Here is a 25334-nt window from a genome sequence, read left to right as displayed (position 1 = left end):
CGGTCGCCCTTCTCGGTCTGGGCCTGCTCCACCAGTTCCACGATCGTGGTCAGTGAGTTGTCCGTGCCAGCCGCGGTCGTTTCGACCTCCAGCACGCCGGCGGTATTGATCGCGCCTGCCGAGATCTCATCGCCGGGTTCGACCTCAATTGGGATCGACTCGCCTGTGATCGCCGACGTGTCCAGGCTCGACCGCCCCGCGCGGACGACTCCGTCGGTCGCTACCCGTTCCCCGGGTCCGACCACCATCACTTGCCCGACCAGGATCTCTCTCACCGGCACCTCGACCATGCTGCCGTCGCGGACTACGGTCGCGGTCTCGGGCACCAGTTTCAGCAAAGCCCGTAGGCCACCGCGGGCACGGTCCATCGCCTTGTCTTCCAACGCTTCCGCGATCGAGTACAAGAACGCCAACGCGGCAGCCTCCTCGACGTAGCCGAGAAGAACTGCGCCCACTGCGCTGATCGTCATCAGCAGAGCGATCCCGAGTTTGCGCTTGACCAAGTTTCGGATCGCGCCGGGTACGAACGTGTACGCACCCAACAACAGGCCGAGCCAGAACATCAACGATGCCGCTGCCTCCAGCGATGACCACTCCAGAGCCAGCCCCACGACGAACGCGATACCCGAGAAGATCGGGATCAGCAGGCCCCGGTCCCGCCACCACGGACTCGCCGGATCTTCAGCCCCATCCACTGCGGGAGTGGACGGCTCGTCACACCCGCACGCCGCGCTCACGAGACGTCCTCCGATGACGGAACCTCAGCCTCGCAGCAACCAAGCACGGTGCAGCCCGGGTCCATACACGGCACGTTCTCATCCACTGCCAACGTGACATCGACAAGCGCTGTCAGTGCAGCGCTCAGATGCGGATCAGCGATCTCATACCGAGTCTGCCGCCCCTCGGGCTCGGAAACCACGATCCCGCATCCCCGCAGACACGTCAGATGGTTCGACACGTTCGTCCGCGTCAACTCCAACTCCCGCGCCAACTTCGCCGGATACCCCGGCGAGCCCAGCAACGACAACAAGATCCGCGACCTCGTCGGATCAGCCATCGCCCGGCCCAACCGATTCATCACATCAACACGGGAAGCAATAGTCAGCATGCGATGACCATACAGCATCTACTGACCTATTGGCTCCAGGCTTGCCTCCGGCGCCAATCAACTGACCGACACCCTCGCCGCACCTACCGAGCATGACAACAATTGATGTGATGGCGCGGGCTGTCGGCCCTGACTTCGGCGCTGTTGGTGGCGCCCGCGACATGCGTGAGGTCATTGGCGCACTGCTGACCTACGGCCTCCTCTTCGCGTGCCTGATGCTGATCGTCTCTGCCGCGGCCTGGGCCATCGCATCGTCAAACGGCAGCTGGCAGTCCGCCTCGAAAGCGAAAGCCGGAGTCTTTGTCGCCCTCGGCGGAGCAGCCCTCACTGGTGGGGCTCTCGCCTGGGCGAACTGGCTCCTCGACGTCGGCGCCGTGCTCTGACCTGCGCGCGTGTGCGCACCTCTCGAACAGGTACACCCAGCGACTTCAGGAGGAATCGTGATTCACCTTGATCTACTTCCCGCTCTTGTTCAGGTTCTGCCGATGGACATCACCATCGACCCGAACTCCAACGGACTGCCCGGCATCGGACAGCTCCGAAAGATCGTCGGCGCCTCAATGACCGTCGGCCTGATCCTGGCCGTCCTCGCGTTGATCATCTCGGCCGTCGTGTGGGCGATGGGCTCGAACTCGTCCAACCCCCACCTGGCCGGCCGCGGCAAGTTGGGCGTCGTCATCGCCCTCGGCGCCGCGATCGTGACCGGCGCATCTGTCGCGTTGGTCAACTTCTTCTGGAACGTCGGCCAAGCGGTCTGAACTTCAGCAAGCGACGGGAGCAACGGCGATGGGCGTCTGCGATCTACCGGTGGTCTCCACCGTGTGCGACAAGGCCGGTGATGCGGCCGCGAGTCTGGTGACCGCGCCGTTCGACTGGCTCGCCGAGGGTATGGGCAACGCAGCTGAGTGGATGTTTGAGTCGGTCTGGTCCGTCTTCGACTCCACCACCTCGGTCGACATCACCAGCGACGAATACATGAAGGTCTACAACATCCTGTTCGGGGTCGCGGTGTTCGTGATGCTCGGCTTCTTCATGCTCCAGGTCATCGGCGGCATGATCCGACGAGAACCCGCCGCACTGACCAGAGCCCTGACTGGCTTGGCCAAATCGGTCCTCGGGTCCTTCGTCGCCATCACACTCCTCGCGCTGGCTCTGGAGATCACCGACCAACTCACCATCGGGATAGTCAACGCCGCCGGCACCAACATGGACGAGATGGGCGACCGCATCGCGCTCTTGGCTGTCGGCATCGGCGGACTCAGCCTCAAAGCACCGGGGGCCGCAGCGATTCTGACGATCTTCCTCGCCGGGATGGCGATCAGCGCAGCCGTGATCGTGTGGATCAGCCTGCTGGTCCGCAAGGCCCTTCTGCTGGTTGCCATCGTCTTCGCCCCGATTGCCCTGGCCGGTGCTTCGTGGGACCAGACCCGCGGCTGGATCGGGAAGTGGGCGACGTTCGTGATCGCGCTGATCTTGTCCAAGCTCGTGCTCGTGGTGATTTTCCTGCTCGCGACCGCTCAAGTGTCGGCACCGATCGATGCTGATCTGCAATCGGTGAGCGAGCCGATCGCGGGTGTGGTGCTAATGCTGATGGCCGGGTTCGCGCCGTACATGACCTACAAGGCGATCAGCTTCATGGGCTTCGACATGTACCACGCGATGTCAGCCGAACAGGAAGCCAAGTCCGCCATGAACCGACCGCTCCCGATTCCCTCAGGCGGCGGAGCCGGCGGCACTGTGCCGAAGATCCTCGGCGGGGGCAACGGTGGTGGTGGAACTGGTGGTTCGGGTGGTGCCCCGGCCCCGACTGCCGCACCCAACGCGGGAAGTTCAGGTGGCGCGGGATCTGGTGGGGGCGGTGCTGCCGCGGGTGGCGCGGTCGCAGCAGGTGCTGTGGTCGCCAAGGAAGCCGCGAGCGCCGGACCCAAGTTGGGCAACTTCGTCTCCAGCCAAGCCTCTGGCCAGGCCGATCAGGCCGCTGCTCCGACCGGCGCTTCCGGGACTGTTCCGGGCCACACCGCAGATCCCACTCCTCCGATGTCGAATCGTGGATCCAACCGTTCTGGAGGCAAGTCATGAACGCCGCTACCTCCTCGAAGCCCGGTGACTACGAACTCCAGCCGGTGAAGTTCTCCCGCCTCACCCGGCGAGGTGTCCTGTTCGGACTGGCCGCCTCCCAACTCGTCGTCATGGGGATAGGCGCCGTGATGCTCGTGTTCTCGCTGTACGTCGGCGGCGGGGCTAGCCTGATCGTCGCCTTCCCCGTCATTCTCTTCTGCGCCGCACTCGCGTTTGTCGGAGTCGGTGGCCACAAGCTCATCCAGTGGCTTCCCATCGCCGCCGTCTGGTTGTGGCGATCCACCGGCGGACAACTCATCTACCGGCGACGCGTCGTTGCCCCGCGACCTGTCGGCACCCTTGCATTGCCCGGTGATGCCGCCCCCTTGCGGCAATGGCTCGACCCCGAGACCGGCGCTGTGATGGTGCACGACCCGCACCGCAACACTCTGACCGCGATCGTCGCGGTCGCGCACCCGGCATTCATCCTGCTCGACCCCCTCGAACAACAACGCCGCGTCACCGGTTGGGGACGAGTCCTGGCCACCGCATGCCGCTCCGGACGCATCGCATCGCTGCAGATCATGGAGCGGACCCTGCCCGACTCCGGGAAGGGACTGGCCGAGTGGTGGCACCAGCACGGCACCGGGGACGACTCGTTTGCCGCGACGACGTACGGCGAACTCATCGACCGCGCCGGACCCGCCGGCGAACGGCACGCCTCCACCATCTCGCTGTCCCTGGACCTCAAGACCGCTGGCCGGGCAATCCGAGCCGCAGGAGGGGGCAACCGCGGATCTGCTGCCGTGCTGCGACAAGAGATGTCGACCATCGTGGCCGCGCTCCGCTCCGCTGACCTCTCCCCGTCGGACTGGCTCGAACCCGGCGATCTGGCCGTGATCCTGCGCGGCGCCTACGACCCCGACGTCGGTGCTGCCCTGGAGCGACACGGCGACGTCGGCCGTGACCTCGCCACTGCCGGCCCGGTCGCGGTCACCGAAAGCTGGTCGTCATTGCGGTCAGACTCCGCGCACCACTGCGTGCTGTGGATCAGCGAATGGCCCAGATCACTGGTGTTTCCGGGCTTCCTGGCCCCCGTGCTGCTGTCGTCGGGGATCCGCCGCACCTTCACCCTGCTCTACACCCCCATGCGCACCGACCAGGCCGCCCGCGACATTCGGAAGAAGAAGACCGAGTACGTCTCCGATGCCGCGCAACGCCAACGGATCGGGCAGATCGAAGACGCGCAACACAGCGCCGAGTACAACGACGTCCTGCAGCAAGAGGCCGACCTCACCGCCGGGCACGGGATCCTCCGGGTCACCGGACTCATCGCCATCACCGCAGGCGACCCGGACGAACTCGAAAGAGCCATCGCCGACATCGAGCAAGCAGCCATCCAGGCGTCCTGCGAAACCAGACGGCTCTGGGGACAGCAAGCACAAGCGTTCAGCGCGGCTGCGCTGCCGCTGTGCCGCAGCATCTGACCCGGGCAGCCGTACACACCTCGTTGGTGACCATCCCCGACACCTCTGGAGCACACCATGCCGTCGTTCGAAGACCCCGCCGTCGATGCCACCGAAGCTGAGCAAGCGTTGCGCGGTCTCGCGCACGCCACCCGACGTATCGATGACCCGACGCAGATCTACGGCGTGCTCGGGTCCTTGTCGCAGGCCATCGCATCGTTGAGCCAAGCCCTGCATCAAATCGGCTCGTTTCATGACGAGCATGGAGCACGCGCGGACGCGACGATCATCGACCCGCGCCAGACCGGCGCGGCCTATCGCGCATCGTGGGACCTGCACCGCGCCGCGGAGATGCTGAACAGTGTCGGCAAGTCCATCGACAGTGCACACGCGTCCGAGGCGACGATCGTCTACCAGCCCCGCCACCACGCAGCCCCTGGTCGCGGGCACACCGCCAACGGGGTGTCGCTGTGATCGACGGGGACGGATCGCGACTACACAGCGCAGTCCTGGTTGCTCCGAAGCGGGAACGACGTCGCGACCGCAAGGCCCGCAAGCTCGCGGCACGTGACTTGCTGGCCCGGGACCGCTCGGAGCAGAAGTCGGCGGCGAAGGCCAAGGCCGATGCGCTGGTCGCCGAACGGAAGGCGACTGTCTTGCTCCCCAAGGCTGGCGAACCAGGCCCGGCGGCGTTGCGCTCACCCGGCCGACTGCGGCTACCCCGCCACCAGGACACCTCCGCCACCCTTGCGGGGGCGTACCCGTTTCTCGCCGAGGGCGGGCTGGGCAGCGACGGTGTCTTCGTCGGCCAGGACCTCTATTCGGGCAGTTCGTTTGTCTACGACCCGTGGGTGCTCTACGCCCGTGGGCTGATCACCGCACCGAACGTCGTGTTGGCCGGAATCGTCGGCTCGGGGAAGTCATCGCTGGCCAAGAGCCTCTACACACGCTCGATCCCGTTCGGACGTCGTGTCTACATCCCCGGCGACCCGAAAGGTGAACACACAGCCGTCGCCGAAGCCGTGGGCGGTCGAGCCATCGCGCTCGGCCACGGGATGGCCACCAGGTTGAACCCGCTCGACGAAGGACACCGCCCGGGCGGCATCGACGACGCTCAATGGCTCGCGCAGGTCACCGCCCGTCGACGCGACCTACTCGGAGCGCTGGCCGAGACCGTGCTTGACCGGCGGCTCTCACCGTTGGAGCACACCGCGATCGACATCGCGCTGGCCGACGTCGTACGCACCGCAGAAGTGCCGGTGCTGCCACTGGTCGTCGACAGACTCCTGGAGCCCGACCCCGCCACGAAGCCGGACAGCAGGTTGGCCGAAGACGGACGCCTGCCCGGCCACGCCCTGCGCCGTCTGGTTGCCGGCGACCTCGCTGGGCTGTTCGATGGCCCCTCGACCGTGCGGTTCGATCCGACGCTGCCGATGATCTCCCTTGACCTCTCGCGCGTCACCGAGAACGCAACCCTGGTCTCGGTGCTGATGACGTGCGCGTCGGCGTGGATGGAGTCCGCGCTCCTGGACCCGAACGGCGGACAACGCTGGGTCGTGTACGACGAGGCCTGGCGACTCATGTCCCATCCCGCACTGCTGCGACGCATGGACGCCCACTGGCGCCTCGCACGGCACTACGGGATCGCGAACATGCTGGTGTTCCACAAACTGTCCGACCTCGAGAACGTCGGCGACTCCGGCTCCGCTATGCGAGCCTTGGCGTCCTCGCTGCTGGCGAACGCCGAGACACGCGTGGTGTACCGCCAAGAATCCGACCAACTCGGCAGCACCGCATCCGCCCTGGGGCTCACCCGCACCGAGCAATCTCTGCTGCCCACGCTCGGCACTGGGCAGGGCCTGTGGCGGATCAAGCACCGCTCGTTCGTTGTGCAACATCAGATGCATCCCGCCGAGTTCGATTTGTTCGACACGGCCGGCCGGATGACCGGAATCTCCCGTGAGTTCAGAAATTCTGAAGGCGATTCTGCCGGGAACTCACGGGGGTAGCACTGTGTTTCAGCATAGGCGGCTGGGCACAAGACCGAACAGCACCGCGGCAGCGATCGGCCCGAGATACAAGGCGATCTGTGCTTCTCGGCAACCTCGACGACCTGGGTGATCTTCGTGCGGGCTGGCCCGCTCACGTTAGTCACCTGTCAGTCCCCGGAGGGGTCGCGAGTCTCAGGCACACATTCAACCCTAGAAGCTCGGCTTCCCCAATGACCGACATCACGGTCATTGCCGATCAAGATCACACCCCGGAGTCGTTGTCCACGACATGTATGCCGACCGCTCTCCAACTGCTGTTCGACTTCAGCCGCCGAGTCGACTGGGTGATTCTCGATGCCGGTTGGAGAATCTGGGCGTAGCGCAATGGCGGCGTTCAGGTCCGGCATTCGAGAGCAGTTCAAACGTATCGGCAGACCAGACCGGGGTCACAAGTGTCGGGTGCGGGGTCGGCAGCCGCGTCGCGCAGGCCTGCGATAGATTCGTGCAGTGCGGTGAGTTGGGCAATCTGCTGCTCAATCTCAGACAGGCGGGTGTGGAGAATATCCCGAACGTGCTCGCAGGGCGAGACGCCACTGTCACGAATGTCGATGATCTGGCGGATTTGGGCGAGGGTGAGACCTGCCGCTTGGCCGCGGTGGACGAAGTCGATCCGGTTGACAGCATCGGGCTCGTAGTCCCGATATCCCGACGGTGTGCGCTCCGCCGGTGGGAGTAGCCCCTGCTTCTCGTAGAACCGCAGCGTCTTGGCCGTCGTGCCCGCCCGTTGGGCGAGTTCTCCGATGCGCATCATGGATTCCGATCGATCATCGGGGCGTGTGCTTGACCTTCCCCTGTACTGGAAGGTCCAGTATGGCTGACACGGAGACAGCCAAGCGGTGACAGCCAAGCGGTGACAGGAGCAGCCATGCATACAAAGTTCGACCTCGCCATCATCGGATCCGGCGGTGGCGCGTTCGCCGCCGCGATCCGCGCCACCACGCTAGGGAAGTCGGTGGTGATGATCGAGCGCGGCACGCTCGGCGGGACCTGCGTGAACACCGGCTGTGTTCCCTCGAAGGCCCTCATTGCCGCAGCCAATGCGCGCCACGTCGCAGAGGACGCCTCAGAGCGCTTCCCGGGGATCGCGACGAAGGCGGGCCCCGTCGATATGGCCGCTTTGATCGGGGGAAGCAGACTTTGATCGAATCACTGCGCCGCGAGAAGTACGCCGACGTCGCCGACTCCTACGGCTGGCAGGTCCGACGAGGAGACGCCGCGTTCGCAGGCACGCCTGATGCACCACTTTTGGAGGTCACCGAGATCGGCGGGAGCGTCGCGACCGTTGAGGCCGAGCACTATCTGCTCGCCACCGGTTCCCGGCCTTGGGCACCGCCGATCGACGGCCTAGACGAAGCAGAGCACCTGACCTCGACCACGGCGATGGAGCTGACCAAGGTCCCCGAGTCACTGCTCGTACTCGGCGGCGGCTACGTCGCCCTAGAGCAGGCACAACTGTTCGCCCGGCTGGGGGCGAACGTCACCATGCTGGTGCGCTCCCGGCTGGCATCGAAGGAGGAACCAGAGGTCTCCAGGGCGCTTGAGGAGGTGTTCGCCGACGAGGGAATCCGCGTTGTCCGCCACGCAGTACCGACTCGAGTCTCCCGCGAAACAGGCGGCGCGGTCGTCGTGAGCGCCGACGTCGCCAGCGGAACACGAGAGTTTCGCGCCGGCCAGGTCCTGGTCGCCCTCGGCCGCCGCCCCGTCACTGACGGACTGAACCTTCTCGCCGTCGGAGTGAAGACTGGCCAGGCCGGGGAGGTCGTGGTCACGGATCAACTGCGGTCATCCAACCCGCGGATCTGGGCGGCGGGTGATGTCACCGGGCACCCCGAGTTCGTGTACGTAGCCGCCCACCATGGCACCCTGGTCGCCGAGAATGCCCTCTCCCACACCGAGAGAGCCATCGACTACGCACGGCTACCGCGGGTGACCTTCACCAGCCCCGCCATCGGCGCGGTCGGCATGACCGAGAAAGACGTCATCGCCGCCGGCATCCCCTGCGACTGCCGCGTGCTGCCCCTGCACCACGTACCCCGCGCACTGGTGAACCGCGACACCCGCGGGTTCATCAAGATGGTCGTGAACGCCGACACAAGCGAGATTCTCGGTCTGACCGCCGTTGCCAAGGACGCCGGCGAACTGGCCGCCGCCGGCGTCCACCTCTTGGGCAAGACCATCGCCGAGGTCGCCGACACATGGGCCCCCTACCTGACCATGGCCGAAGGCATCCGGATCGCCGCCAAGGCCTTCACCACCGACCCCTCGCAACTGTCCTGCTGCGCATGAGGATTACGCACGAGTTCTCAAGAGCGGGGGCGACGGCGACGAGCCGTCATGCCTGGTCTCTCGCTCAAGGTCTACGTCGTGGCCACTACGCTCCGGCGTGAGGTATCTGGGACCGCTCGGCTAAATCGAACGAAACCAAAGTAGATAGCGATTTCGGCCGTGGGGCAACGGGAGCACACCTGACTGATGACACGTCAGGGAGGTGAGCCGGCATGCGGCATCAGACACGCGACTCCCAACAGGCACGGGAGGCGAAGCTCGATGCGCTCCACACGAAGCTGACCGAATCGGTGGGCGCGTTGGTCAGCGGTGAGGACTGGCGCCGAGCGTTGGAGTTCTCGGCACGGTTCCGCTCCAGGTCCTTCAACAACACGATGCTGATCTACATCCAGCACAACGAGGCCTTCCAACTCGGGCGGGTTCTGGCGCCGACTCCGACGTACGTGGCGGGGTTCAAGCAATGGCAGACACTTGGGCGCCAAGTGATGAAGGGCCAATCCGGGTACGGGATCCTTGCCCCAGTCACCGCTCGGTTCGCTTCCCGCACCCCGAACAACAGCGAGTCGTGGCGCCGTCTGGGCCGCGGCGAACGCCCCCAGCCGGGTGAGGTCGCGCGAACGAAGATGGTTGGGTTACGGCCCGCGTATGTGTGGGACGTCTCCCAGACCGATGGCGATCCGTTGCCCACACAGCCGGCGCCCACACTGTTGTCTGGTCATGCGCCAGCGGGACTGTGGGAAGGACTCGCAGCCCAGGTCGAAGCCCACGGGTTCACGCTTCACCAGGTCCCCGATGCTGCGGCGATCGGAGGCGCAAACGGGCTCACCGACTTCTCCACCCGGCAAGTGTCAGTGCGTGCCGACATGGACGATGCTGCACGGGTCAAGACCCTAGCCCACGAACTCGGGCACGTCATGCTCCACTCCCCTGACGCCAGTGGCGCGACCGACGGCGCAGCCATCGATGCTGTCCTGCACCGTGGCATCGCCGAGGTAGAGGCCGAGTCCGTGGCCCTCATGATCGGCGCCGCCCACGGCCTCGACACCACCACATACACCGTCCCGTACGTGTCGAGTTGGGCAAGCAGCGTCCCCGGCGCCGACCCCGTCGAAGTCGTGCAAGCCACTGCAGAGCGAGTCCGTACGACCTCCCTTCGCGTGCTCGACCAACTCGACACCGCCCAAGTCGGCGACGGCGACCCTCCCGGACTCATCCGAGAGACCACGCAACGACGGGTGCCGGGCCGTCAGGCTCCGGGCCGCAGCACGGATACGCCCGAGTCGCGTCCTGTCATCGAACAAACCGAGCAGGCGGTCGGACTATGAGCCTGCTCAACCCCGCGACCGCGTATCGGCGATCCACCAACCGGCCACGAGTCCCGGTCGTCCTCCCGTTGGTCCGGGTTGACGTCGACAAGCAGGGACGCCTCGCCGTGACGGTTGACGACGCTCAGGTCCCTGATATCGCTTCCGGCGAGGAGTCGAGGCTGTCACGTACCGACCTGCGGCCGTTGCTTGACCGGATCGCATCCGAGCGCGGCTCTGCCCTGCGTGTGGAAATCCACGAACCTAACGGCAAGTTGTTCACCGACTTCCACACCTTCGAGCCAGCACTCGGCTCAGGAGCACCCACGCTCGCTGTCACGTCCCCTGCCAGCGCGGAGGACCCAGATGCGCGTCACACAAGGTTGTCAGCCCATCTGGGAACAGGTGAGGTCACCGGCACCGGGTTCAGCAGCGGTGAGGAGGTCACGGTCGCGGTCGTGATCTACCGCAGCGCAGCCGAGGCCGACGGGAGCATTGAGTTGCGCCTCCCCGTGGCGCTTCTCGAACGACACCGGGCTGACGTGGTGTTGGTCGGAGCAACCTCAGGGTCCGTCCGAGTCACCTCAAGCGAAGCACCCGAGCCGGTTCGTGAGGCGTCGTGAACGGCGGTGCCCGGCCCGTCGACGACACGCTCGTCAACCTCGCCCTGGTCGGGATCGCAGCACTCGGGCTGGTTGCAGCGGCACTGAGGTTCGCTGGCACCGTGACCGCGTGGGTGAGCGGAGTCGATCAGCCCGATGCAGACTGGGCAGCCGGACTCCACGTCCTCGCCGACCCGACCAATCCCGGCCGGGTGCTGCACGCTGACTTCGCGGGGTGGGCCTACTGGGCTGCGTTCGTTCTCATGCTCGCTGTCGTCGGCACCTGCGCTTTTGCGGTGTGGCGCCGTGTTGCAGCGATGCGGCACGCGTCGCGTCAGGATCCGCGACGTCTAGTCGGGGTCGCCACCCGCCACGACGTCACATCGACGGCCTCGAAGAAGGCGCTGCTGTCGCGCAGCGCAACCTTGCGGCCGAGCCTCGACCGCGCCGAACCCGGTGAGGTCGGCTACCTGCTCGGGCAATCTCGCGGGATGGAGATCTGGGCCTCGGTTGAGGACTCGGTCCTGGTGCTCGGTCCACCCCGTTCCGGCAAAGGCCTGCACGTCGTGATCAACGCCATCCTCGACGCACCCGGCGCCGTCGTGACCACCGCAACCCGGCCCGACAACATCGCCGCCACCATCACCGCCCGGCGAGAACGCGGCCCTGTAGCCGTGTTCGATCCCCAGTGCTTGGCCGAAGGGCTCCCGGCTGGGCTGCGCTGGTCCCCGGTCCGTGGCTGTGAGGACCCGCTGACCGCAATGATCCGCGCCACCGGACTCGCTTCGGCCACTGGGCTCTCGGCCGGTGGCGTCGAGTCCGGCGGGTTCTGGGAAGGCAAGACCCGCACCGCACTCCAAGCGCTGCTGCACGCCGCGGCGCTCGATCACCGCAGCCCCGCCGACCTGTTCGCTTGGACACTGTCACCATCCTCCGCGGCCGACGCGGTGGCGATCCTGGCCTCCCACTCCGGGGCAGCGACAGGGTGGGGAGAGTCGCTGGACTCGATGATCCACGCCGACGCCCGTACCCGCGACTCGATCTGGATGGGCGTCTCGCTGGCCCTGTCTTGCCTTGCCGACCCCCGGGTCCTCGACGCCGTCACTCCACGAGCCGACGAGCACTTCGACCCAACTGAGTTCCTCGCCAACAACGGCACCCTCTACTTGCTGGCCACCGGCGCGGGAGCAGGTGCCTCCTGGTCACTGGTCGCTGCTTTCATCGAAGACCTCGTCGAGACCGCACGCCGCCTGGCCGCCCAATCCCCCGGCGCACGTCTCGACCCACCATTGCTGTTGGCTCTCGATGAGATCGGCAACCTGTCGCCGCTGCCCTCACTGCCGGTGCTGATGGCCGAAGGCGGCGGCACAGGAATCACCACGATGCCCGTCCTCCAGTCGCTCTCCCAGGTACGCGACAAGTGGGGCGATCACGCCGCAGGCGCGATCTGGGACGCCTCCATCGTCAAGATCATCCTCGGCGGCACATCCTCAGCACGCGACCTGCAGGACCTCTCCGCACTCATCGGCGAACGCGACGAGAAGACCGACACCATCTCCGTGGGCGACTACGGCTCCCGGTCCCTCCAACGCTCCACCAGGCGCGTGCCGGTCATGCCACCCGAGACCATCCGCACCCTGCCGTTCGGCACCGCTCTCCTTCTGCTGCGCAGCTCGCCACCGCTCGTCACCGACCTGCGACCGTGGACCTCACGCAAGGACGCGGCACAGCTCCGCACAAATCGGACTGCAACCGAGTCAGCTCTGCGGCAACGCTGAACGGTCGTACGCCTGAGCGCCGGGTCGGTCGGGTGGCGTGCACCTGACTTCTGAGAGCGATTGCCAGTCATGGCGTCGCGCGAGGTCAGGAGTCGACAATGACGATCCCAACGCAGATGAGCCTGCACGGCTTCATCGCCACTGCACCCGAGCTGACGTACGGAAAGAGCGACGTGGCCAGATTCCGCGCACGAGTCGGAATCGAGCAGTGGCGCAAAGAAGCAGACGGTGCGTTCACCAAACTCGACCCGCAGTTCTGCGACATGGTGCTGTTCAAGTCCTCCGCCGAACGAGCCTACGCCCGATTCCGGGCCGGAGACCAGTTCGTCGCCTCTGGCTACGTCCACGAGTATGAGTTCGAGCGCGACGGCGCCACCGTGCAGCGTGAAGAGTTCGTCGCTCGCAGGATCGGGCACGACACCGCCCGCACCCGCTACAACGTTGACCGTCCGACGCCGGCGCCCGAACGGGACGCTGGCCCCGAGGCCGGTCGTGAATCCGACCGTACGGTCGAGCCGCCTGCTGCGATCGGGCTCTGAGCCATGGCATCCAAGCCCTCCGACGCGAACGGAGTGCAGCCCTCGTTGCTCGATGACGAACGCCATCCGGTGTTCGACACGTGGGAGAACCTCGACACGCTCAACCCACCTGCCGCCTCATCCGATGAGTCCGGGTGGTCGGAGTCTTTCGAGTCATCGTCGTTGGCGGAACCGTTGGGGCCGATCAACTGGAACACCCTCGGTGCCGACGAGGCCGAAGCCGAGTGGCTCGACCTCAATGCCTGGGTTAACTGGCTTCGCGGCACCTACGGACTAGCGCCGACCGTGGTTCCTCCGATGTGGCACCGACACGACGAACTCGTCTGGGAACTCTCCGCACTTCACCTGCACTGGCTGAATTCCTACGGCCCCGACGCCTCCCCGTCGTCCCCGTTGGGCTGGCACCGAGACTTCGCCGATGCCCGCAACCGGCTCCGCGACTGGGTCTCAGCCTGCGGCACCCGCCTCGACCGGGACCGCCCCACCCGACAGACGACCTGGCCTGGCGAACCCTCGCTTGAGGCCGGTCACGAAGCAGAGGTGAGCGACCGGGACGCCGACTTCGTCCAGTTCGTCATGGACGACGTCACCGCACGCCGCCAAGTCGAGGACCAAGTCACGCAACGAGCGTCCTGACCGTGCCTGTGGACGAAGGCCGACTCGTCCACAGGCACCCCGGTTCACCCGACAGCTGCGGGCCCAGGTGGCGGACGGTGACTGCCAAAGCACTTCACTCGATCGAAGGGAAACCAATCATGCTCCTTGCCCACGCGGTCACCCTGGCCGAAGCCCGCTCCTACATCGCAGCCCTGGCCGACGAGGCCGCAACGTTCGACAGCGCCGTCGAATACGAGCACGCACTGCTTTACCTCGACCTCATCCACGGCGACGACATCCCCGCGCTCGATGCGAGCGGCTTCACCGACGACCGCGCGATCTTGCACGCGATCGCCGTCAGCGCAGTCAAGGAACTCACCGACCATGGCGTCGACAAACTCCAAGTCGAGCTGCTGCTCGACATGCTCGACGTGGCACGAGACCGCGACGACCCGTGCGCGGACATCAGTGAGTTCTGATGTACGGCGACAACACCGCCCAACTGCGGGAAGCACTCGGCACACTCATGCAAATCACCCGCAACCGTTCTGACGTCGACGACCTGCCTGCCGATGCTGTCGAGCTGATCGGATCGTTCCGGCACAGCATCACCGTGTGGTGCCAGCAGGCCGTACGAGCATCCAACCCCCACGCCGAACTCGGCGGGACGACACCACGCACCCGCGGGCCGGCAGAGGAACTGCGGTACAGGCTCGCCGCGGCACGCTCCGCCTATGCCGCTCCCTCCCCACCGTGGACCAACTGGCCACGCCACACCCGAACCACGTCGTGGACCTCTGGCGACAAGCAGCCAAAGGCGCCGCCCTCGGAGAACACGACTTCGCTGCCGGACTGAGCTACGGCCACCTGACCGACGCCCAAGCGATGACCGTCCTCAAGGACGCCTCCGAGATCACCCGTGCCCTCACCGGGCTCGACCGCCGCTACACCGCTGCCATTCCCGACTGGGAACCGATCGACGAAGCCGATCTGCTCGGCCGGGCAGCCGTCGTCTGCGCCGCCCACGCGGGATACAGCGAACCTGACTACGCCGTCGACCGCAGCGGCTGGCGTCCACCCGTGCGGCTGGCTGACGGGCCCACTCTTCCCGGTCTGGGCGGGGTACTTCAAGCAGAGAACAACCTCCTCGTACGGCTCAGCTACCAACCCGACGCGTACAGCCTGCGACTGATCTTGGACTCCCAACGCATCGTCTCCCACCACGCCGCCAACCTCGCCCCGGCCGTGAGCGGCCATCGCGACGTCGCCGCGATGTGGGCCGAACGGGCCGAGACCTACTCGCTGCTGGTCGACCAGACCCGCAACCTCCGCGGCCTCGTTGGCCACGGAGTGGCCGCCGCGCAAGGTGCTCTCGCCGCATCGCGGATTCGAGGCATCGATCCCAACACCCCCGTCGAAGCGCGGGCACTGCGGCACCTCGACGCGTTGTTCACTCACATCGACCGCCGCATCGCCGACACCATCGCGGCCGGCGCCGACGACCGCAGCTACCTGATGCGCATCGGTATCCCTCGCGTTGACCTGTCCGCCGGTGGCGCGGTTAAGCCCGGATCCACCGATCGGCATGGCCGGGATGAGGTGATGGTGGTCGTCGCCGGGTGGGGGCGCCGGGGCGCGATGATCTGCCGGACCTCACTGTCCGGGGTGTTCCACGTTGTTCCTCGTCGCGCAGCTGTGGCTGCTGGTTGGTCAGGCCGCGAGGGCGGGTGGCGGGTCGCTGACTCGGTCAAACAAGGCAGTCCAGGCGGTCTCCCAGGGCCAGGCTTGTGGCAGATGCAGAGTGACCCGTCGTGCTGAGGTCGCGACCCGTGCTGGCACGGTGATCAGCTTGCGACGGATCGTGGCGGTGGTGGCCTTCGCGATCTGCGGGTCGGTGAGGCTGGCGGCGGCTCGGGTGAGGTTGAACGCCATCACGGCGAGCACCAACCAGGCCGCGTTGGCAGTGAACACCCCGGACGGCAGGTGCGCCAACGCTGCGTGTTTGAGGTCAGCGTGGACCTGCTCGATGACCGCGTGATGGCGGTGGATCGCATCGGCGGCGACGGTGTCGAGCACGTCGGCGTCGGTGGTGGTGAAGAACGCATGGAACCGCCAGGTGTCGAACAGGGTGTCTTGGCCGGCTGCCTTGTTCTTCTCGGCGTTGAAGTCCGGGATCCGCCGGACCACCAGCCGGCCCGGCACGTGGTCGGTCTTCTTCTGGGCGGCAAACGCGGTGAAACCGATCTCGGCGACCTCGGCCCGTGAGACCCACCGGCCACTGGCTTCGTCGAAGACGGCATCGGTGTACTCGATGGTGGTCCACGCATCGTCGTCGATGGTGGCGATGGCGGCCTTGACCCGCTTGTCCATCCGCACGGTCACCGACACCGCGGCCCCACCCTTGAGGGCGGCGTGAACTGGTCCGCGGCCGTAGAACGCCGAATCCATCCGCACTAGGACCGGGTGGGACTTGTCGAGCAGTCGTCGGGCGGTCCGCACCGCATCGCCGACCAGTCGCTTCGCACCGCGTGGTGACCCAGTCGAGCCCTTGCGGAGCCGTTGGGCCACGATCACCGGGACGGCGCCGGCGATGGTGAGGGTGGCGAGCAGGGCGTTGAGGCCACGGACACCTGAGTAGCCGAACCCGGCGCCCTGCTTGGCGTGGCCATGGACCTCGATGATCGTGTCGTCGACATCGAGCAACGCGTAGTCAGCACTCGCGTCTGCATCCGGGCTCACCTCGGCTGACGGACGCAACAGCTCGGTGAGTCCTGCCAGCGCGATGAGGAACCTCGACGCGATCGCGTCGAGCTGACGCACGTGCCCGAAGGTGAACGCCCGCAGGAAGGAACCCAACGTCGAAGGCGCGTAGGCGCGGGCGAATACCCTCCCCATGCCGCCGTGACGCAACAGCGCCATGTCATCGATCGAATCGGCACCAGCGACCATCCCACCGACCAGCGAGGCGACCTTCAACCCGGCGTTCGCGCCCTTGTCGCCCGGCACCGTCAAGTGCTGATCCGCCAGATCACGCAGCCCAGCGGACTCGGCCAACGCGAGCACCGGAACCAGACCACCGGCCGACACGAGATTCGGATCATCGAAGACCGCCGACGTCGCCCGCGACGTGTGAGAGAGTTTCACCTCAGAGATGTCCCTTGTGTTCGGTCGAATCGTTGCCTCAAGAACTCCGATTCTCCCGCTACACAAGGGCATTCTCGTTTACGGCGCGCTCACCAGACCAAGTTCATCGGTGGATCCGGGTTAAGCAACAGCGATCCCGCCACATTCCTCTCGACGTACCTCCAGGTGCCCCGGTGTTGGCCACGGCCAAGACCCGTCTGACGCCCAAACCTGATGAGCCGCGGGTTCCGGTTGGTTCAGCACGCTCACGCGCGTCCTTCACCCAGAGCGTCGAGACGGGCCAACGCCAGGGGCCGCAACCGCGCTCAGAGTTGTCGCTCTGAGCGCGGGCGAGGGTCAGGCGATCTGGTAGGTCTCATCCCCCACGGTGACCTCCACCTTGAGGCTGCCGCCGAGTGCGTCGGCGTAGCGGCGCAGGGTGTCGACCTTGGTGAAGTCGACCTGGCCACGCTCGATCTCCGAGACTCGTTTCTGGCTGACCGAGAGCGTCTCAGCGACGTCAGTCTGAGTGAGGGCCATCATCTCGCGTAGCTCACGGAGCTTGTAGGCACGGACCTCGGCGAGCATCCGCTTCATGTGGGCTTCCTGCACCTCTGGGTTGCCCGGCCGCTCTGCGAGCAGGTCATCCAACGTCTTGCCCATCTCAGTTCCCGCCCTTCTGCTTCTTCACTCGCGCCAGGTGCGCGTCGTACCGGTCATCAGCGACTGGGATGTTCTTGCGGTACCACTTGTCCCAGCGCCCTTGCTTGTCTCCAGCCAAGAGCATGATCGCGTGCCGCTTCGGGTCGAAGGCGAACAAGATCCGCACCTCGCTCCGTCCTGACGAACCTGGCCGCAGTTCCTTCATGTTGTTGTGTCGCGATCCCACGATGGTGTCCACCAGCGGTCTTCCTAGTCCCGGGCCAACGGTGGCCAGGATCCGGATCGCCGCGATGATCTGGTCGTAGGTGTCGTCGTCTGCCGCCTTGAGCCAGTCCTCGATCAGCCCCAGGCCAACAACCCAAGGATACCCTTTTCCTTCTACACGGGAAAGGGTATGACGGTCGTCATTCACTGGTCCGCCTCCCTCACCCGTGGAGCCAATGCCTCAAGGATCTCGGCAGTTATCGGGTTCACCTTCTCGTCAGGCTCGATGTAGTGCGCCTTGGTGATCTCCGACGACGTGTGACCGAGCATCTCGGACGCGAGATCCGCCCCGCCCGCGCGGTCGAGCATGGTGGCGACTGTCCGACGGAACGAGTGTGGCGTGACGCCCTCGATGCCCGCTCCCGACAAGACCGCTCTCAACCTGCGTCGCACGTTGTTCGTCGTAAGCGGCGTGCCATTGCGTGTGAAGAAGATCAGATGCTCAGGGTCCTCCGAAGCGATCTTGACCAGGCGCTCTCGGAGAACCTCAGCAGTGAAGCTGGGCACGGAAACCGTGCGCATCGACTTCATCGTCTTGGGGTGAGGCTGTCGATGCGTTGCCCGGCCTTTGGGCGACACGATCGTCCCGCATATTCGCACTGTGGCTGGTGAGCCCGTCACGTCAACATCGCATTTGCGGATGGCGAGGACTTCACCGATCCGGGCCGAGGTTCCGAGCATCACCTCAATGATCCGCTCCAACTGTCCATCTGGGGGCGGACCGGGGACGCCCGAGCCCCGCCGCCATCCCCGCACCGCGCCACGGATGGCTTCTACCTGGGCCACAGTCAATGCCATCGCCTGCGACGGCGGCTTACGGAGGCGGACCGTGTCTCGCACTGGGTTCTTCACCATCGCTTCGTAACGCACGGCCAAGCCGAGCGCGAGACTCAGCACGGTCCTTGCCTGCTTTGCAGTGCTGTAGCTCTTGGTCGTCGCCAGAGTTTTGATGAACTGGTCGACACGGCTGACCGTGATCTCACGGAGTGCGAAGTGCTCAAACGCGGGCAGCACCAACTGGCGCATGTTGCGCTCGTAGAGCGCTCTCGTGCTGGGGGCGATCTTTCCTTCCAGGTCCAGGTCTCCGAGCCAGACCTCGATCAAGCGAGCAAAGGAGCTGTCGGGCGTCAGTTCGCCAAGTCCACGACTGGATCCTGAGCGTTGCGTCAGCTTCTCCTTGAGCCGGTGCTCGGCGAGCTTGCGTGTGGCGGCGCTCGCCTCGACCCGGCGGACTTGACCGTCATGGTCACGAAATCGCGTGCGAGCGCGGATGGTGCCGTTCGGCAGGGCGGTGAACTCAATGTCGCCGTACGTACCGATGGGAGTTCGGGGCCTAGCCATGTGACCTCACCCCCGCTCCACCGGCCGTCCGGGCTGGGACTCGCGCCGGTTGTCTAACCAAGCACGCACGTCCGACACCGCGAACTTCAGATGGCGACCCATGCGGATCCCGACGGGCCCGCGACCGTTCTGGCGCCACTCGTAGATCGTCTTGATCGAGACACCGAGGTACTCGGACAGTTCGTCGATGCTCAGGAGCGGATCGAGTCCACTCAGCGGGTTCGTGTCGGTCTTCATGCACATCAGGTGCGCAGGGCGGCCCGCAACGGTCGGTGGCAACCGGAGTGTGCGGGGGCCACCCGGAGGGCCTGTCGACCGACGCGCCTAGAAGAGGGGCAAAACGGAGGGTTTCCGGAGGGGTGATCAATTCTCAAATGCTTTCAGCCCGGGATTCGCACTGAATCCCGGGCTGATCTGGTAGCGGGGGCAGGATTTGAACCTGCGACCTCTGGGTTATGAGCCCAGCGAGCTACCGAGCTGCTCCACCCCGCGTCGGTGAACAGAACATTACGGGGGTTGAGCCGAAAACCCAAATCGAAAGGCGGGCGACCGGAGTGACTCCGATCACCCGCCCTCGATCAGTGCTCAGTCCGTGGCCGTCGAGTTCTTGTCGGTCGCCAACTCGAGAGCCTGGGAGACGAGCTCCTCGGCCTCCTTGGTGCGGTCGGCGTAGGCGCCGAGGTCGCCTGCCTGCAGCGCCTCGTTGGCCTGGGTGAACTTCGTGTCGGCTCGCTCGAGGAGCGTCCGGATCCGGTTAGCCACCGAGCCCTTGAGCGGCTCGCCCGTCTCCGGGTTCTCGCCGGTGGTGCCCTCCTCGCCCTCGTCGTCGCCCGTTGCAGGCGGCGCCTCGTCGGTCGCGCCGGTCTCGCCGTCCTCCAGGGCGAGGACGTCGGCGACCGCCTCCGCGATCGTCGTACCGATGGCGTACTTGGTGCCGAAGGCCACCGTCACGTACTGCAGGACCGGGAAGTTGGCGGCACTGACGTTGCGCTGCACCGAATAGATGGGCTGCACGTAGAGCAGCCCCTCGCCGACGGGCAGCGTGAGCAGGTTGCCCTTGATGACCCGGAGGTTGTCGTTGCGCGTCAGCGGCTCCAACGTGGTTTGGATGACCTGGTTGGTGTTGAACTTGTTGGCCATCTGACCGGGCCCGTCGACCTGCGACGTGCCCGGCAGTTGCAGCACCCGGAAGGTGCCGTAGTCGTCCTGCGACGCATCAGCGTCCACGGAGACGAACGCAGCCAGGTTCTCACGCTGGTAGGGCACGTAGACCGAGGTCAGGGAGTAGATCGGGTCCGCTCCCCCGCTCGGCGTACGCACGCTCAGGCGGTACGGCGGCTGGTAGGTGCCCTTGACGTTCGGGTCCTCCGGCACCTCCCAGCGAGCATTGCCCTCGTAGAAGTCCTTCGCGTCCTCCACGTGGTACGACGCCAGCTGGTAGCGCTGCACCTTGAAGAGGTCCTCGGGGTAGCGCATGTGCTCCAGGACGCCCTCGGGGATGTCTTCCTTGTCCTTCACCGTGCCGGGGAAGACACTGCGCCAGGCCTTGAGGAGCGGGTCCTCCTCGTCCCACTCGTAGAGCGTGACGGTGCCGTCGTAGGCGTCGACCGTGGCCTTCACCGCGTTGCGGATGTAGTTGATCTCGTCGGTCGGCAGCGTCTGGAACTCGTTGCTCGTGCCGAGCGCGTCGTTGGTCATCGTCTCGAAGGACCCCCGCTCCGCCTGGGGATACTTGTCGCTGGTGGTGAAGCCGTCGAGGATCCACACGATCTTGCCGTCGACCACCGCCGGGAACGGGTCTGAGTCGACCGTGAGCCACGGTGCGACCTTCTCGACCATCTGCCGCGGGTTGCGGTCGTAGAGGATCTTCGAGTTCTCGTTGACCCGGTTGGAGAGCACGATGCTGGGCTCCCCGAACTTCCACGCATACATGAGCTTGCGCCACGTGCTCCCTACGCCCACACCGGACTCACCCGCGTAGGTGTTGGTCACGCTGCTGCTGGTCTCGGTGTCGTCGGGGAGGTCGAGCTCCACGTCACGGTCGCCGTCCTTCCCCTTGCCGACGATCGAGTACTCGGGGCTCTTCTCACCGAAGTAGATCTGTCCGCGGTAGCCGTCAGGGGCATAGAGGTCGGTGATGTCACCCTCGGGCGGAAGGTTCTGCTCGGCCCACGCGAGGTTGTCGGTGCCGGCCGCGTCGTTGCCGTCGGCATCCTGCTGGTTGCCGTAGGCCGCGATGACGCCGTAGCCGTGGGTGTAGACGGTGTGGAGGTTCGACCAGTTCTTGCTGCCGTCGGGCAGGCCGTCCTGGTTGAGCTCGCGCACGCCGATCACCACGTCACGTTGCTGACCGTTGATCTCGTAGCGGCCCACGTCGAGCACGTCCGGGACCGTGTAGTAGCCCTTCACCTGCTGGCGCTGTTCGAAGGTGGCGCGGACGACGGCAGGGTCGACGAGGCGGACACCGGAGACGTTGGTGACCTCCTGGTTCTGCTCCGCCTTGCTGAGCGAGGTGTCGCCCGCGTAGTCCTCGATCAGGGCGTCCTCGATGTCATAGGCCAACCGCGTGGCATCGATGTTCTTCTGCAGGTAGGGCTCCTCCTTCGACGCCTGCGACGGGTCGACCTGGAACTGCTGGACGATCGTCGGCCAGATCAGGCCGAGCAGGATCGAGGAGAGCACGAGCAGGCTCAGGCCCACGCCGGGCAGCAACCACGTGCGGCGTACGACGTTGGCGAAGAAGAGCACCGCGCAGATGATCGCGATGAACATCAAGATGTTCTTGGCTGGCAGCACCGCGTGGTCGTCGGTGTAGCCCATGCCGCTGTGCAGCCCACCGCCACCGTTCATGAGGTCGAAGCGGTCGAGCCAGTAGTCGGCAGCCTTCACCAGCACGAAGAGGCCCAGCAGCACCGAGAGCTGTACGGCGGCCGCCCCGGAGAGGCGGTCACCGCGCGACTGCAGGCGGATACCACCGAAGACGTAGTGCACCAGGGCTGCCGCGATGAGCGACAGCAGCAGCATCGCCATCGTGAAGTCCACGATGAAGTGGAACCACGGCAGGTCGAAGATGTAGAAGCCGATGTCCCTGTCGAAGTACGGGTCCTTCGTGCCGAAGTCCGATCCGTTGCGCCACAGCTGGTAGTCACGCCAGCGGCCGGAGGCGGTGGTGCCGGCGAAGGCACCGATCACCAACGAGATGCCGACGGTCAACCACACCCGGATGGGCGTGATCGCCAGGCGGTAGCGGTCGAGGTTGATCTGCTCCTGCGACGCCGGCCGGAACATCGGCCGGAACCGGAAGGCCAACGCCAGGTTGAGCGCGATCACCGCGGCCATCAGCAGGCCGAAGATCAAGAAGAGCATGATCCGGGTGCGCAGCAGCGTCGTGAAGACGCTCTCGTAGCCCACGGATCCGAACCAGAGTCGTTCGGTCCACAGCGCCGTGACACCGGTGAACGCCAAGAACAGCGCCACCATGATGCCGAGCGTGATCCACAGTGCCTTGGGGCGGCGCGGCGGCGGCTTCTGCCGCGCCGGCTGCTCCGGCTCCTCGTCAAACAAGTTGCTCATGGACGGGGGTCCTCCTCGTCGTCACCCTCGAAGGTGACGTGCAGCAATTCCAGCAGTTCAGGCACCAGGTCGAGGCTGCCGACGACCGATTGGTCGTCATCGTGTGCGCGCAAGCGGAGCGCACAGTAGGTCGCCCGTTCCCGGGTCACACCGGCAACGATCCGCACCTCCTGGCGCTCGGGGTGGGCGGCGGCGTACTCCTGCGCAGCCATCGGGTCATCGGGGATGCCGGCGTCGGCGCTGGGCGGGAGCACCAGTCGTTCGACGGTGACGGCACAACCGGCGACGCTGTCGGGCCACATCATGGTGGCCAGTTGCTCCTCGACCGGTCGGTCGGCATCGAGTTCCTGCTCGACGGGCGTGAAGGATCCCTCGGCGCTGGCCTCGTCAAGGCCCATCGCGTGGGCCAGGTCGGGCTCTGCCGCCACCAGGGTCGCGGTCGGCACGAGTGCGAACACCCGCGAAGGACGGTCCCACCCCTCCTGCGCAACGAAGTTCTCCACCTCCAGCACGGCTGCCGCCAGTGCCGGGTCCATCGCGTCCTCCCCGGCTCGGGGAGGTCCATCTCCTGCATCTCGTCCGTCACGTCGTCACTTCCCGCTGCACGTCGGCAGCTTGGCATTCTTGTCAGCGGCAAATGTCTCGATCGCTGCCCGGGCATCCTCGAAGGTGGACACCTTCGCCAGCCGCATGCTGCCGTTCGGCGCACCCTCGGCATCGGCACAGTTGTCGGCCGGGACGAGGAAGAGCTCGGATCCCGCGTCACGCGCACCGGCGATCTTCTGCTGGATGCCACCGATCGAACCGACGTTGCCATCGGCGTCGATGGTGCCCGTGCCGGCGACCGACCGTTCCCCGGTCAACGGGCCGGGCGTGAGCGTGTCATAGATGGCCAGCGAGAACATCAGCCCGGCGCTCGGGCCGCCGATGTTGGGGTCGATCCCGATGCTGACCTGGAACGGGAAGACGTAACTGGTGCCGGGATAGATGCCGATGACCGCGCGGTCCGAGTCGGGGTCCTTCGTCGGCGTCACCTCGAGGTCGACCTTCTCGCCCCTCGGCTGACCCGGATCTCCAGCGGGGTGCCCACCTCGGCCTTGCCGAGCACGTCGAGGAGGGTCTGGACGCCGTCGATGGCCACGTCGTCGACCTTGAGGATCCGGTCGCCTTCCTCCAGCACACCCTCGGAAGGCGAGCCCGGTGTCAGTCCGGCCACCTTCACGGCGGTCTTCAGGTCGTAGCCGAGCTCGGTCAGCGCCACGGCCAGGGCCACGTCCTGCGACGTCGTCATGTCGAGGTGGGAGCGGATCTTGTTGTCCTCATTGGTCTCGCCATCGCTGTAGACCACGTCGTGCGGCTGCACCGACTCGTCGTCGGAGATCCAGGCCCTCAGTGCCGAGAAGATGCTCACCCGGTCCTCGGCACGGTCGGAGGCGACGGTGGTCATCCGCAACTCTCCACCGTCGTAGTAGGTGCGGTGCCCGTCGACCTGGATGATCTCCGTGCCCCCGTTCTCCGCGAGCACATCGACCGTGATGCCCGGCCTGCTCGTGACGTAGGGCACCGGTACGAGCGCAGCCCCCAGCCACAACCCCACCATCAGGGGCACCGCAATCACCGTGGCAAGAGTTCGCCGACTCATGACGAAAGCCTCTCATTGTGGGACAAGAGCCCACCCACCACCCGTCAGGCGGTACGCCGTTCCTCACCCGACGCGTTCGCCCGAGGCGCTCGCGCAGCGACGCCGCTGCTGCGGTCGGGACGCCGGTTGAGCCGCGGCGACGCCTGCCGGAGACCCTGGTGCTCGGCGCGCAACGCCTTCGCCATTCGCTCAGCAGCCACGTCACGATCCACCTCGCCGCGGCCGTCGCGACCCAGCCATCCCACCCAGACCATGGCGAGCACCGTCACCACGACGGACGGGGCCAGCCACCAGAGGATCTCCACGGAACCAAGGGTGCCACCCGACACCCACCCATCCGGGTCGGACACACCCACGGACGCCCGAACGCTCAGGGCGCCCCGACCCACTCCTCGGTGCCGTCGGTGAAGAGCTGGTGCTTCCAGATCGGCACCTCGGCCTTCAGACGATCGATGAGGGCACGCGAGGCATCGAAGGACGACCCACGGTGGGCCGAGCACGTGGCGACGAGGACGGCGGCGTCCCCGATGGCGAGACTGCCGACCCGGTGCACCGCGGCGACCTGCACGTCGTACTCCTCGGCGACGGAGGCGCACACCTCCGCAAGCTTGTCGGAGGCGCTGGGATGGGCGGCGTACTCCAGACCGGTCACTCCGGAGCCGTTGTCGTGGTCGCGGACCCGACCCACGAAGAGCACCAGTCCCCCCGAGGTCGGGTCGTCGAGCGCACCCAGCACCTCGTCGACGGAGAGGGGTGCCTCACTGATCGCGGCATGCCGCACGCGGGACTCAGGGATGGCCATGCCGCAGACCCTACTGCCCGCCGCGGCCTCCCCGGCCCATCCATCAGCGATCCGGGCTCGGCAGCGGTTGTCCGCAGCGAGTAACTTTGGAGCATGGACGACAAGCCGGGCGACCAGCCGGAGAACCCGTTCCGGGG

General features: G+C 66.2%; 31 protein-coding genes and 1 tRNA gene. 16 read left to right on the top strand and 16 right to left on the bottom strand.

The genetic code is table 11. From position 1 onward, the window contains the following. Together L1066_RS18825 and cmtR are read right to left on the bottom strand one after the other, a co-directional pair. Positions 1-737, bottom strand: a 737-nt coding sequence (locus L1066_RS18825; RefSeq protein ID WP_446499923.1) for a P-type ATPase actuator domain-containing protein, incomplete at its 3' end; no start/stop codon positions are given. Then, entirely contained in the window at positions 734-1108 is a 375-nt protein-coding gene (gene cmtR / locus L1066_RS18820) for a Cd(II)/Pb(II)-sensing metalloregulatory transcriptional regulator CmtR (RefSeq protein ID WP_235737733.1), read from the bottom strand. The genes L1066_RS18825 and cmtR, both read right to left, overlap by 4 nt. A gap of 92 nt (positions 1109-1200) precedes the next feature. Here cmtR and L1066_RS18815 point away from each other — a divergent pair, with 92 nt between their 5' ends. From L1066_RS18815 to L1066_RS18785, 7 genes are all read left to right on the top strand, one after another. Then, positions 1201-1491 carry a DUF6112 family protein gene (locus L1066_RS18815; RefSeq protein WP_235737732.1) on the top strand — a complete coding sequence of 97 codons (291 nt, stop codon included), beginning with the start codon at positions 1201-1203 and terminating at the stop codon, positions 1489-1491. Positions 1492-1593: 102 nt separating this feature from the next. After that, positions 1594-1866: a DUF6112 family protein gene (locus tag L1066_RS18810; RefSeq protein ID WP_067430786.1), complete on the top strand. Its 273-nt coding sequence runs from the start codon at positions 1594-1596 to the stop codon at positions 1864-1866. A gap of 49 nt (positions 1867-1915) precedes the next feature. Then, positions 1916-3187 carry a TrbL/VirB6 family protein gene (locus tag L1066_RS18805; protein ID WP_235737731.1) on the top strand — a complete coding sequence of 424 codons (1272 nt, stop codon included), beginning with the start codon at positions 1916-1918 and terminating at the stop codon, positions 3185-3187. Then, entirely contained in the window at positions 3184-4653 is a 1470-nt protein-coding gene (locus L1066_RS18800; protein WP_235737730.1) for an SCO6880 family protein, read from the top strand. Before L1066_RS18805 ends, L1066_RS18800 begins: the two co-directional genes overlap by 4 nt. 57 nt (positions 4654-4710) lie before the next feature. Further along, entirely contained in the window at positions 4711-5106 is a 396-nt protein-coding gene (locus L1066_RS18795; RefSeq protein ID WP_235737729.1) for a hypothetical protein, read from the top strand. After that, positions 5103-6641: a putative type IV secretion/conjugal transfer ATPase gene (locus L1066_RS18790; protein ID WP_376707702.1), complete on the top strand. Its 1539-nt coding sequence runs from the start codon at positions 5103-5105 to the stop codon at positions 6639-6641. Before L1066_RS18795 ends, L1066_RS18790 begins: the two co-directional genes overlap by 4 nt. Before the next feature lie 212 nt (positions 6642-6853). Continuing rightward, positions 6854-7003, top strand: coding sequence for a hypothetical protein (locus L1066_RS18785; protein ID WP_235737728.1), 150 nt, complete (start codon positions 6854-6856; stop codon positions 7001-7003). Positions 7004-7041: 38 nt separating this feature from the next. On the opposite strand, the gene L1066_RS18780 is transcribed toward L1066_RS18785, so the two are convergent. Continuing rightward, positions 7042-7434, bottom strand: a complete 393-nt coding sequence (locus L1066_RS18780; protein WP_446499922.1) for a heavy metal-responsive transcriptional regulator — start codon at positions 7432-7434, stop codon at positions 7042-7044. A 114-nt stretch (positions 7435-7548) separates the two neighbouring features. Here L1066_RS18780 and L1066_RS29205 point away from each other — a divergent pair, with 114 nt between their 5' ends. From L1066_RS29205 to L1066_RS18770, 3 genes are all read left to right on the top strand, one after another. Next, entirely contained in the window at positions 7549-7824 is a 276-nt protein-coding gene (locus L1066_RS29205) for an FAD-dependent oxidoreductase (protein ID WP_446499921.1), read from the top strand. Beyond that, a complete protein-coding gene (locus tag L1066_RS18775; RefSeq protein WP_446499920.1) occupies positions 7821-8969 on the top strand; it encodes an FAD-dependent oxidoreductase in 1149 nt (382 codons plus the stop codon). Before L1066_RS29205 ends, L1066_RS18775 begins: the two co-directional genes overlap by 4 nt. Positions 8970-9181: 212 nt before the next feature. Continuing rightward, positions 9182-10294: an ArdC-like ssDNA-binding domain-containing protein gene (locus tag L1066_RS18770; RefSeq protein WP_235737727.1), complete on the top strand. Its 1113-nt coding sequence runs from the start codon at positions 9182-9184 to the stop codon at positions 10292-10294. A gap of 365 nt (positions 10295-10659) precedes the next feature. Here L1066_RS18770 and L1066_RS18765 read toward each other — a convergent pair whose 3' ends face one another. Further along, on the bottom strand, positions 10660-10806 hold the full coding sequence (locus L1066_RS18765) for a hypothetical protein (RefSeq protein ID WP_235737726.1): 147 nt from the start codon (positions 10804-10806) through the stop codon (positions 10660-10662). Between the two features lie 86 nt (positions 10807-10892). Here L1066_RS18765 and L1066_RS18760 point away from each other — a divergent pair, with 86 nt between their 5' ends. From L1066_RS18760 to L1066_RS18735, 6 genes are all read left to right on the top strand, one after another. Beyond that, positions 10893-12653 carry a type IV secretory system conjugative DNA transfer family protein gene (locus L1066_RS18760; protein WP_235737725.1) on the top strand — a complete coding sequence of 587 codons (1761 nt, stop codon included), beginning with the start codon at positions 10893-10895 and terminating at the stop codon, positions 12651-12653. A 98-nt stretch (positions 12654-12751) separates the two neighbouring features. Continuing rightward, entirely contained in the window at positions 12752-13192 is a 441-nt protein-coding gene (locus L1066_RS18755; protein WP_235737724.1) for a single-stranded DNA-binding protein, read from the top strand. A 3-nt stretch (positions 13193-13195) separates the two neighbouring features. Further along, a complete protein-coding gene (locus tag L1066_RS18750) occupies positions 13196-13828 on the top strand; it encodes a hypothetical protein (RefSeq protein WP_235737723.1) in 633 nt (210 codons plus the stop codon). Positions 13829-13947: 119 nt separating this feature from the next. Beyond that, positions 13948-14268: a hypothetical protein gene (locus L1066_RS18745; protein WP_235737722.1), complete on the top strand. Its 321-nt coding sequence runs from the start codon at positions 13948-13950 to the stop codon at positions 14266-14268. Continuing rightward, the gene (locus L1066_RS18740) at positions 14268-14645 is read left to right on the top strand and encodes a hypothetical protein (RefSeq protein WP_235737721.1); all 378 of its coding nucleotides are present in this window, start codon (positions 14268-14270) and stop codon (positions 14643-14645) included. Before L1066_RS18745 ends, L1066_RS18740 begins: the two co-directional genes overlap by 1 nt. Beyond that, positions 14579-15607, top strand: a complete 1029-nt coding sequence (locus L1066_RS18735; protein ID WP_235737720.1) for a hypothetical protein — start codon at positions 14579-14581, stop codon at positions 15605-15607. The genes L1066_RS18740 and L1066_RS18735 overlap by 67 nt, the downstream gene beginning before the upstream one ends. Here L1066_RS18735 and L1066_RS18730 read toward each other — a convergent pair. The 12 genes from L1066_RS18730 to L1066_RS18675 all read right to left on the bottom strand — a co-directional run bounded on the left by L1066_RS18730 (position 15500) and on the right by L1066_RS18675 (position 25197). Beyond that, positions 15500-16933, bottom strand: coding sequence for an IS1380 family transposase (locus L1066_RS18730; protein ID WP_207082367.1), 1434 nt, complete (start codon positions 16931-16933; stop codon positions 15500-15502). The genes L1066_RS18735 and L1066_RS18730 overlap by 108 nt on opposite strands. A gap of 336 nt (positions 16934-17269) precedes the next feature. Continuing rightward, positions 17270-17575, bottom strand: coding sequence for a helix-turn-helix domain-containing protein (locus tag L1066_RS18725; RefSeq protein ID WP_235737719.1), 306 nt, complete (start codon positions 17573-17575; stop codon positions 17270-17272). A gap of 1 nt (position 17576) precedes the next feature. Continuing rightward, on the bottom strand, positions 17577-17987 hold the full coding sequence (locus L1066_RS18720) for a type II toxin-antitoxin system RelE/ParE family toxin (RefSeq protein ID WP_235737718.1): 411 nt from the start codon (positions 17985-17987) through the stop codon (positions 17577-17579). Next, on the bottom strand, positions 17984-19180 hold the full coding sequence (locus L1066_RS18715; protein WP_235737717.1) for a tyrosine-type recombinase/integrase: 1197 nt from the start codon (positions 19178-19180) through the stop codon (positions 17984-17986). Before L1066_RS18715 ends, L1066_RS18720 begins: the two co-directional genes overlap by 4 nt. 6 nt (positions 19181-19186) lie before the next feature. Continuing rightward, the gene (locus L1066_RS18710; RefSeq protein ID WP_235737716.1) at positions 19187-19417 is read right to left on the bottom strand and encodes a helix-turn-helix transcriptional regulator; all 231 of its coding nucleotides are present in this window, start codon (positions 19415-19417) and stop codon (positions 19187-19189) included. A gap of 178 nt (positions 19418-19595) precedes the next feature. Further along, positions 19596-19672 (bottom strand) — tRNA-Met (locus L1066_RS18705). A 93-nt stretch (positions 19673-19765) separates the two neighbouring features. After that, the gene (locus tag L1066_RS18700) at positions 19766-22753 is read right to left on the bottom strand and encodes a UPF0182 family membrane protein (protein ID WP_235737715.1); all 2988 of its coding nucleotides are present in this window, start codon (positions 22751-22753) and stop codon (positions 19766-19768) included. After that, positions 22750-23289, bottom strand: a complete 540-nt coding sequence (locus L1066_RS18695; RefSeq protein WP_235737714.1) for a PPA1309 family protein — start codon at positions 23287-23289, stop codon at positions 22750-22752. The genes L1066_RS18700 and L1066_RS18695 overlap by 4 nt, the downstream gene beginning before the upstream one ends. Before the next feature lie 54 nt (positions 23290-23343). Next, positions 23344-23787, bottom strand: a complete 444-nt coding sequence (locus tag L1066_RS18690; RefSeq protein WP_235737713.1) for a S16 family serine protease — start codon at positions 23785-23787, stop codon at positions 23344-23346. Next, positions 23784-24395, bottom strand: a complete 612-nt coding sequence (locus L1066_RS18685; RefSeq protein WP_235737712.1) for a PDZ domain-containing protein — start codon at positions 24393-24395, stop codon at positions 23784-23786. Before L1066_RS18685 ends, L1066_RS18690 begins: the two co-directional genes overlap by 4 nt. A gap of 44 nt (positions 24396-24439) precedes the next feature. Then, complete coding sequence (locus tag L1066_RS18680) at positions 24440-24700, bottom strand: hypothetical protein (protein WP_235737711.1); 261 nt, start codon at positions 24698-24700, stop codon at positions 24440-24442. Between the two features lie 65 nt (positions 24701-24765). After that, entirely contained in the window at positions 24766-25197 is a 432-nt protein-coding gene (locus L1066_RS18675; protein WP_235737710.1) for a molybdenum cofactor biosynthesis protein MoaE, read from the bottom strand. Positions 25198-25334: the final 137 nt, after the last annotated feature.

The sequence above is a fragment of the Nocardioides alcanivorans genome, assembly GCF_021555175.1.
Classification (GTDB): domain Bacteria; phylum Actinomycetota; class Actinomycetes; order Propionibacteriales; family Nocardioidaceae; genus Nocardioides; species Nocardioides alcanivorans.
The sequence above is the reverse complement of the archived record's forward strand: the minus strand, read 5'-3'. Positions and strand labels throughout refer to the sequence as shown.

What these genes read in the sequence shown, in the direction of transcription:
- L1066_RS18740 (WP_235737721.1), top strand. Translation starts at nt 14,268, where the DNA reads ATGTACGGCGACAACACCGCCCAACTGCGGGAAGCACTCGGCACACTC.
- L1066_RS18785 (WP_235737728.1), top strand. Translation starts at nt 6,854, where the DNA reads ATGACCGACATCACGGTCATTGCCGATCAAGATCACACCCCGGAGTCG.
- cmtR (WP_235737733.1), bottom strand. Translation starts at nt 1,108, where the DNA reads ATGCTGACTATTGCTTCCCGTGTTGATGTGATGAATCGGTTGGGCCGG.
- L1066_RS18800 (WP_235737730.1), top strand. Translation starts at nt 3,184, where the DNA reads ATGAACGCCGCTACCTCCTCGAAGCCCGGTGACTACGAACTCCAGCCG.
- L1066_RS18685 (WP_235737712.1), bottom strand. Translation starts at nt 24,395, where the DNA reads ATGAGTCGGCGAACTCTTGCCACGGTGATTGCGGTGCCCCTGATGGTG.
- L1066_RS18700 (WP_235737715.1), bottom strand. Translation starts at nt 22,753, where the DNA reads ATGAGCAACTTGTTTGACGAGGAGCCGGAGCAGCCGGCGCGGCAGAAG.
- L1066_RS18710 (WP_235737716.1), bottom strand. Translation starts at nt 19,417, where the DNA reads ATGAAGACCGACACGAACCCGCTGAGTGGACTCGATCCGCTCCTGAGC.
- L1066_RS18770 (WP_235737727.1), top strand. Translation starts at nt 9,182, where the DNA reads ATGCGGCATCAGACACGCGACTCCCAACAGGCACGGGAGGCGAAGCTC.
- L1066_RS18815 (WP_235737732.1), top strand. Translation starts at nt 1,201, where the DNA reads ATGACAACAATTGATGTGATGGCGCGGGCTGTCGGCCCTGACTTCGGC.
- L1066_RS18725 (WP_235737719.1), bottom strand. Translation starts at nt 17,575, where the DNA reads ATGGGCAAGACGTTGGATGACCTGCTCGCAGAGCGGCCGGGCAACCCA.
- L1066_RS29205 (WP_446499921.1), top strand. Translation starts at nt 7,549, where the DNA reads ATGCATACAAAGTTCGACCTCGCCATCATCGGATCCGGCGGTGGCGCG.
- L1066_RS18755 (WP_235737724.1), top strand. Translation starts at nt 12,752, where the DNA reads ATGACGATCCCAACGCAGATGAGCCTGCACGGCTTCATCGCCACTGCA.
- L1066_RS18810 (WP_067430786.1), top strand. Translation starts at nt 1,594, where the DNA reads ATGGACATCACCATCGACCCGAACTCCAACGGACTGCCCGGCATCGGA.
- L1066_RS18745 (WP_235737722.1), top strand. Translation starts at nt 13,948, where the DNA reads ATGCTCCTTGCCCACGCGGTCACCCTGGCCGAAGCCCGCTCCTACATC.
- L1066_RS18695 (WP_235737714.1), bottom strand. Translation starts at nt 23,289, where the DNA reads ATGGACCCGGCACTGGCGGCAGCCGTGCTGGAGGTGGAGAACTTCGTT.
- L1066_RS18780 (WP_446499922.1), bottom strand. Translation starts at nt 7,434, where the DNA reads ATGATGCGCATCGGAGAACTCGCCCAACGGGCGGGCACGACGGCCAAG.
- L1066_RS18795 (WP_235737729.1), top strand. Translation starts at nt 4,711, where the DNA reads ATGCCGTCGTTCGAAGACCCCGCCGTCGATGCCACCGAAGCTGAGCAA.
- L1066_RS18715 (WP_235737717.1), bottom strand. Translation starts at nt 19,180, where the DNA reads ATGGCTAGGCCCCGAACTCCCATCGGTACGTACGGCGACATTGAGTTC.
- L1066_RS18750 (WP_235737723.1), top strand. Translation starts at nt 13,196, where the DNA reads ATGGCATCCAAGCCCTCCGACGCGAACGGAGTGCAGCCCTCGTTGCTC.
- L1066_RS18675 (WP_235737710.1), bottom strand. Translation starts at nt 25,197, where the DNA reads ATGGCCATCCCTGAGTCCCGCGTGCGGCATGCCGCGATCAGTGAGGCA.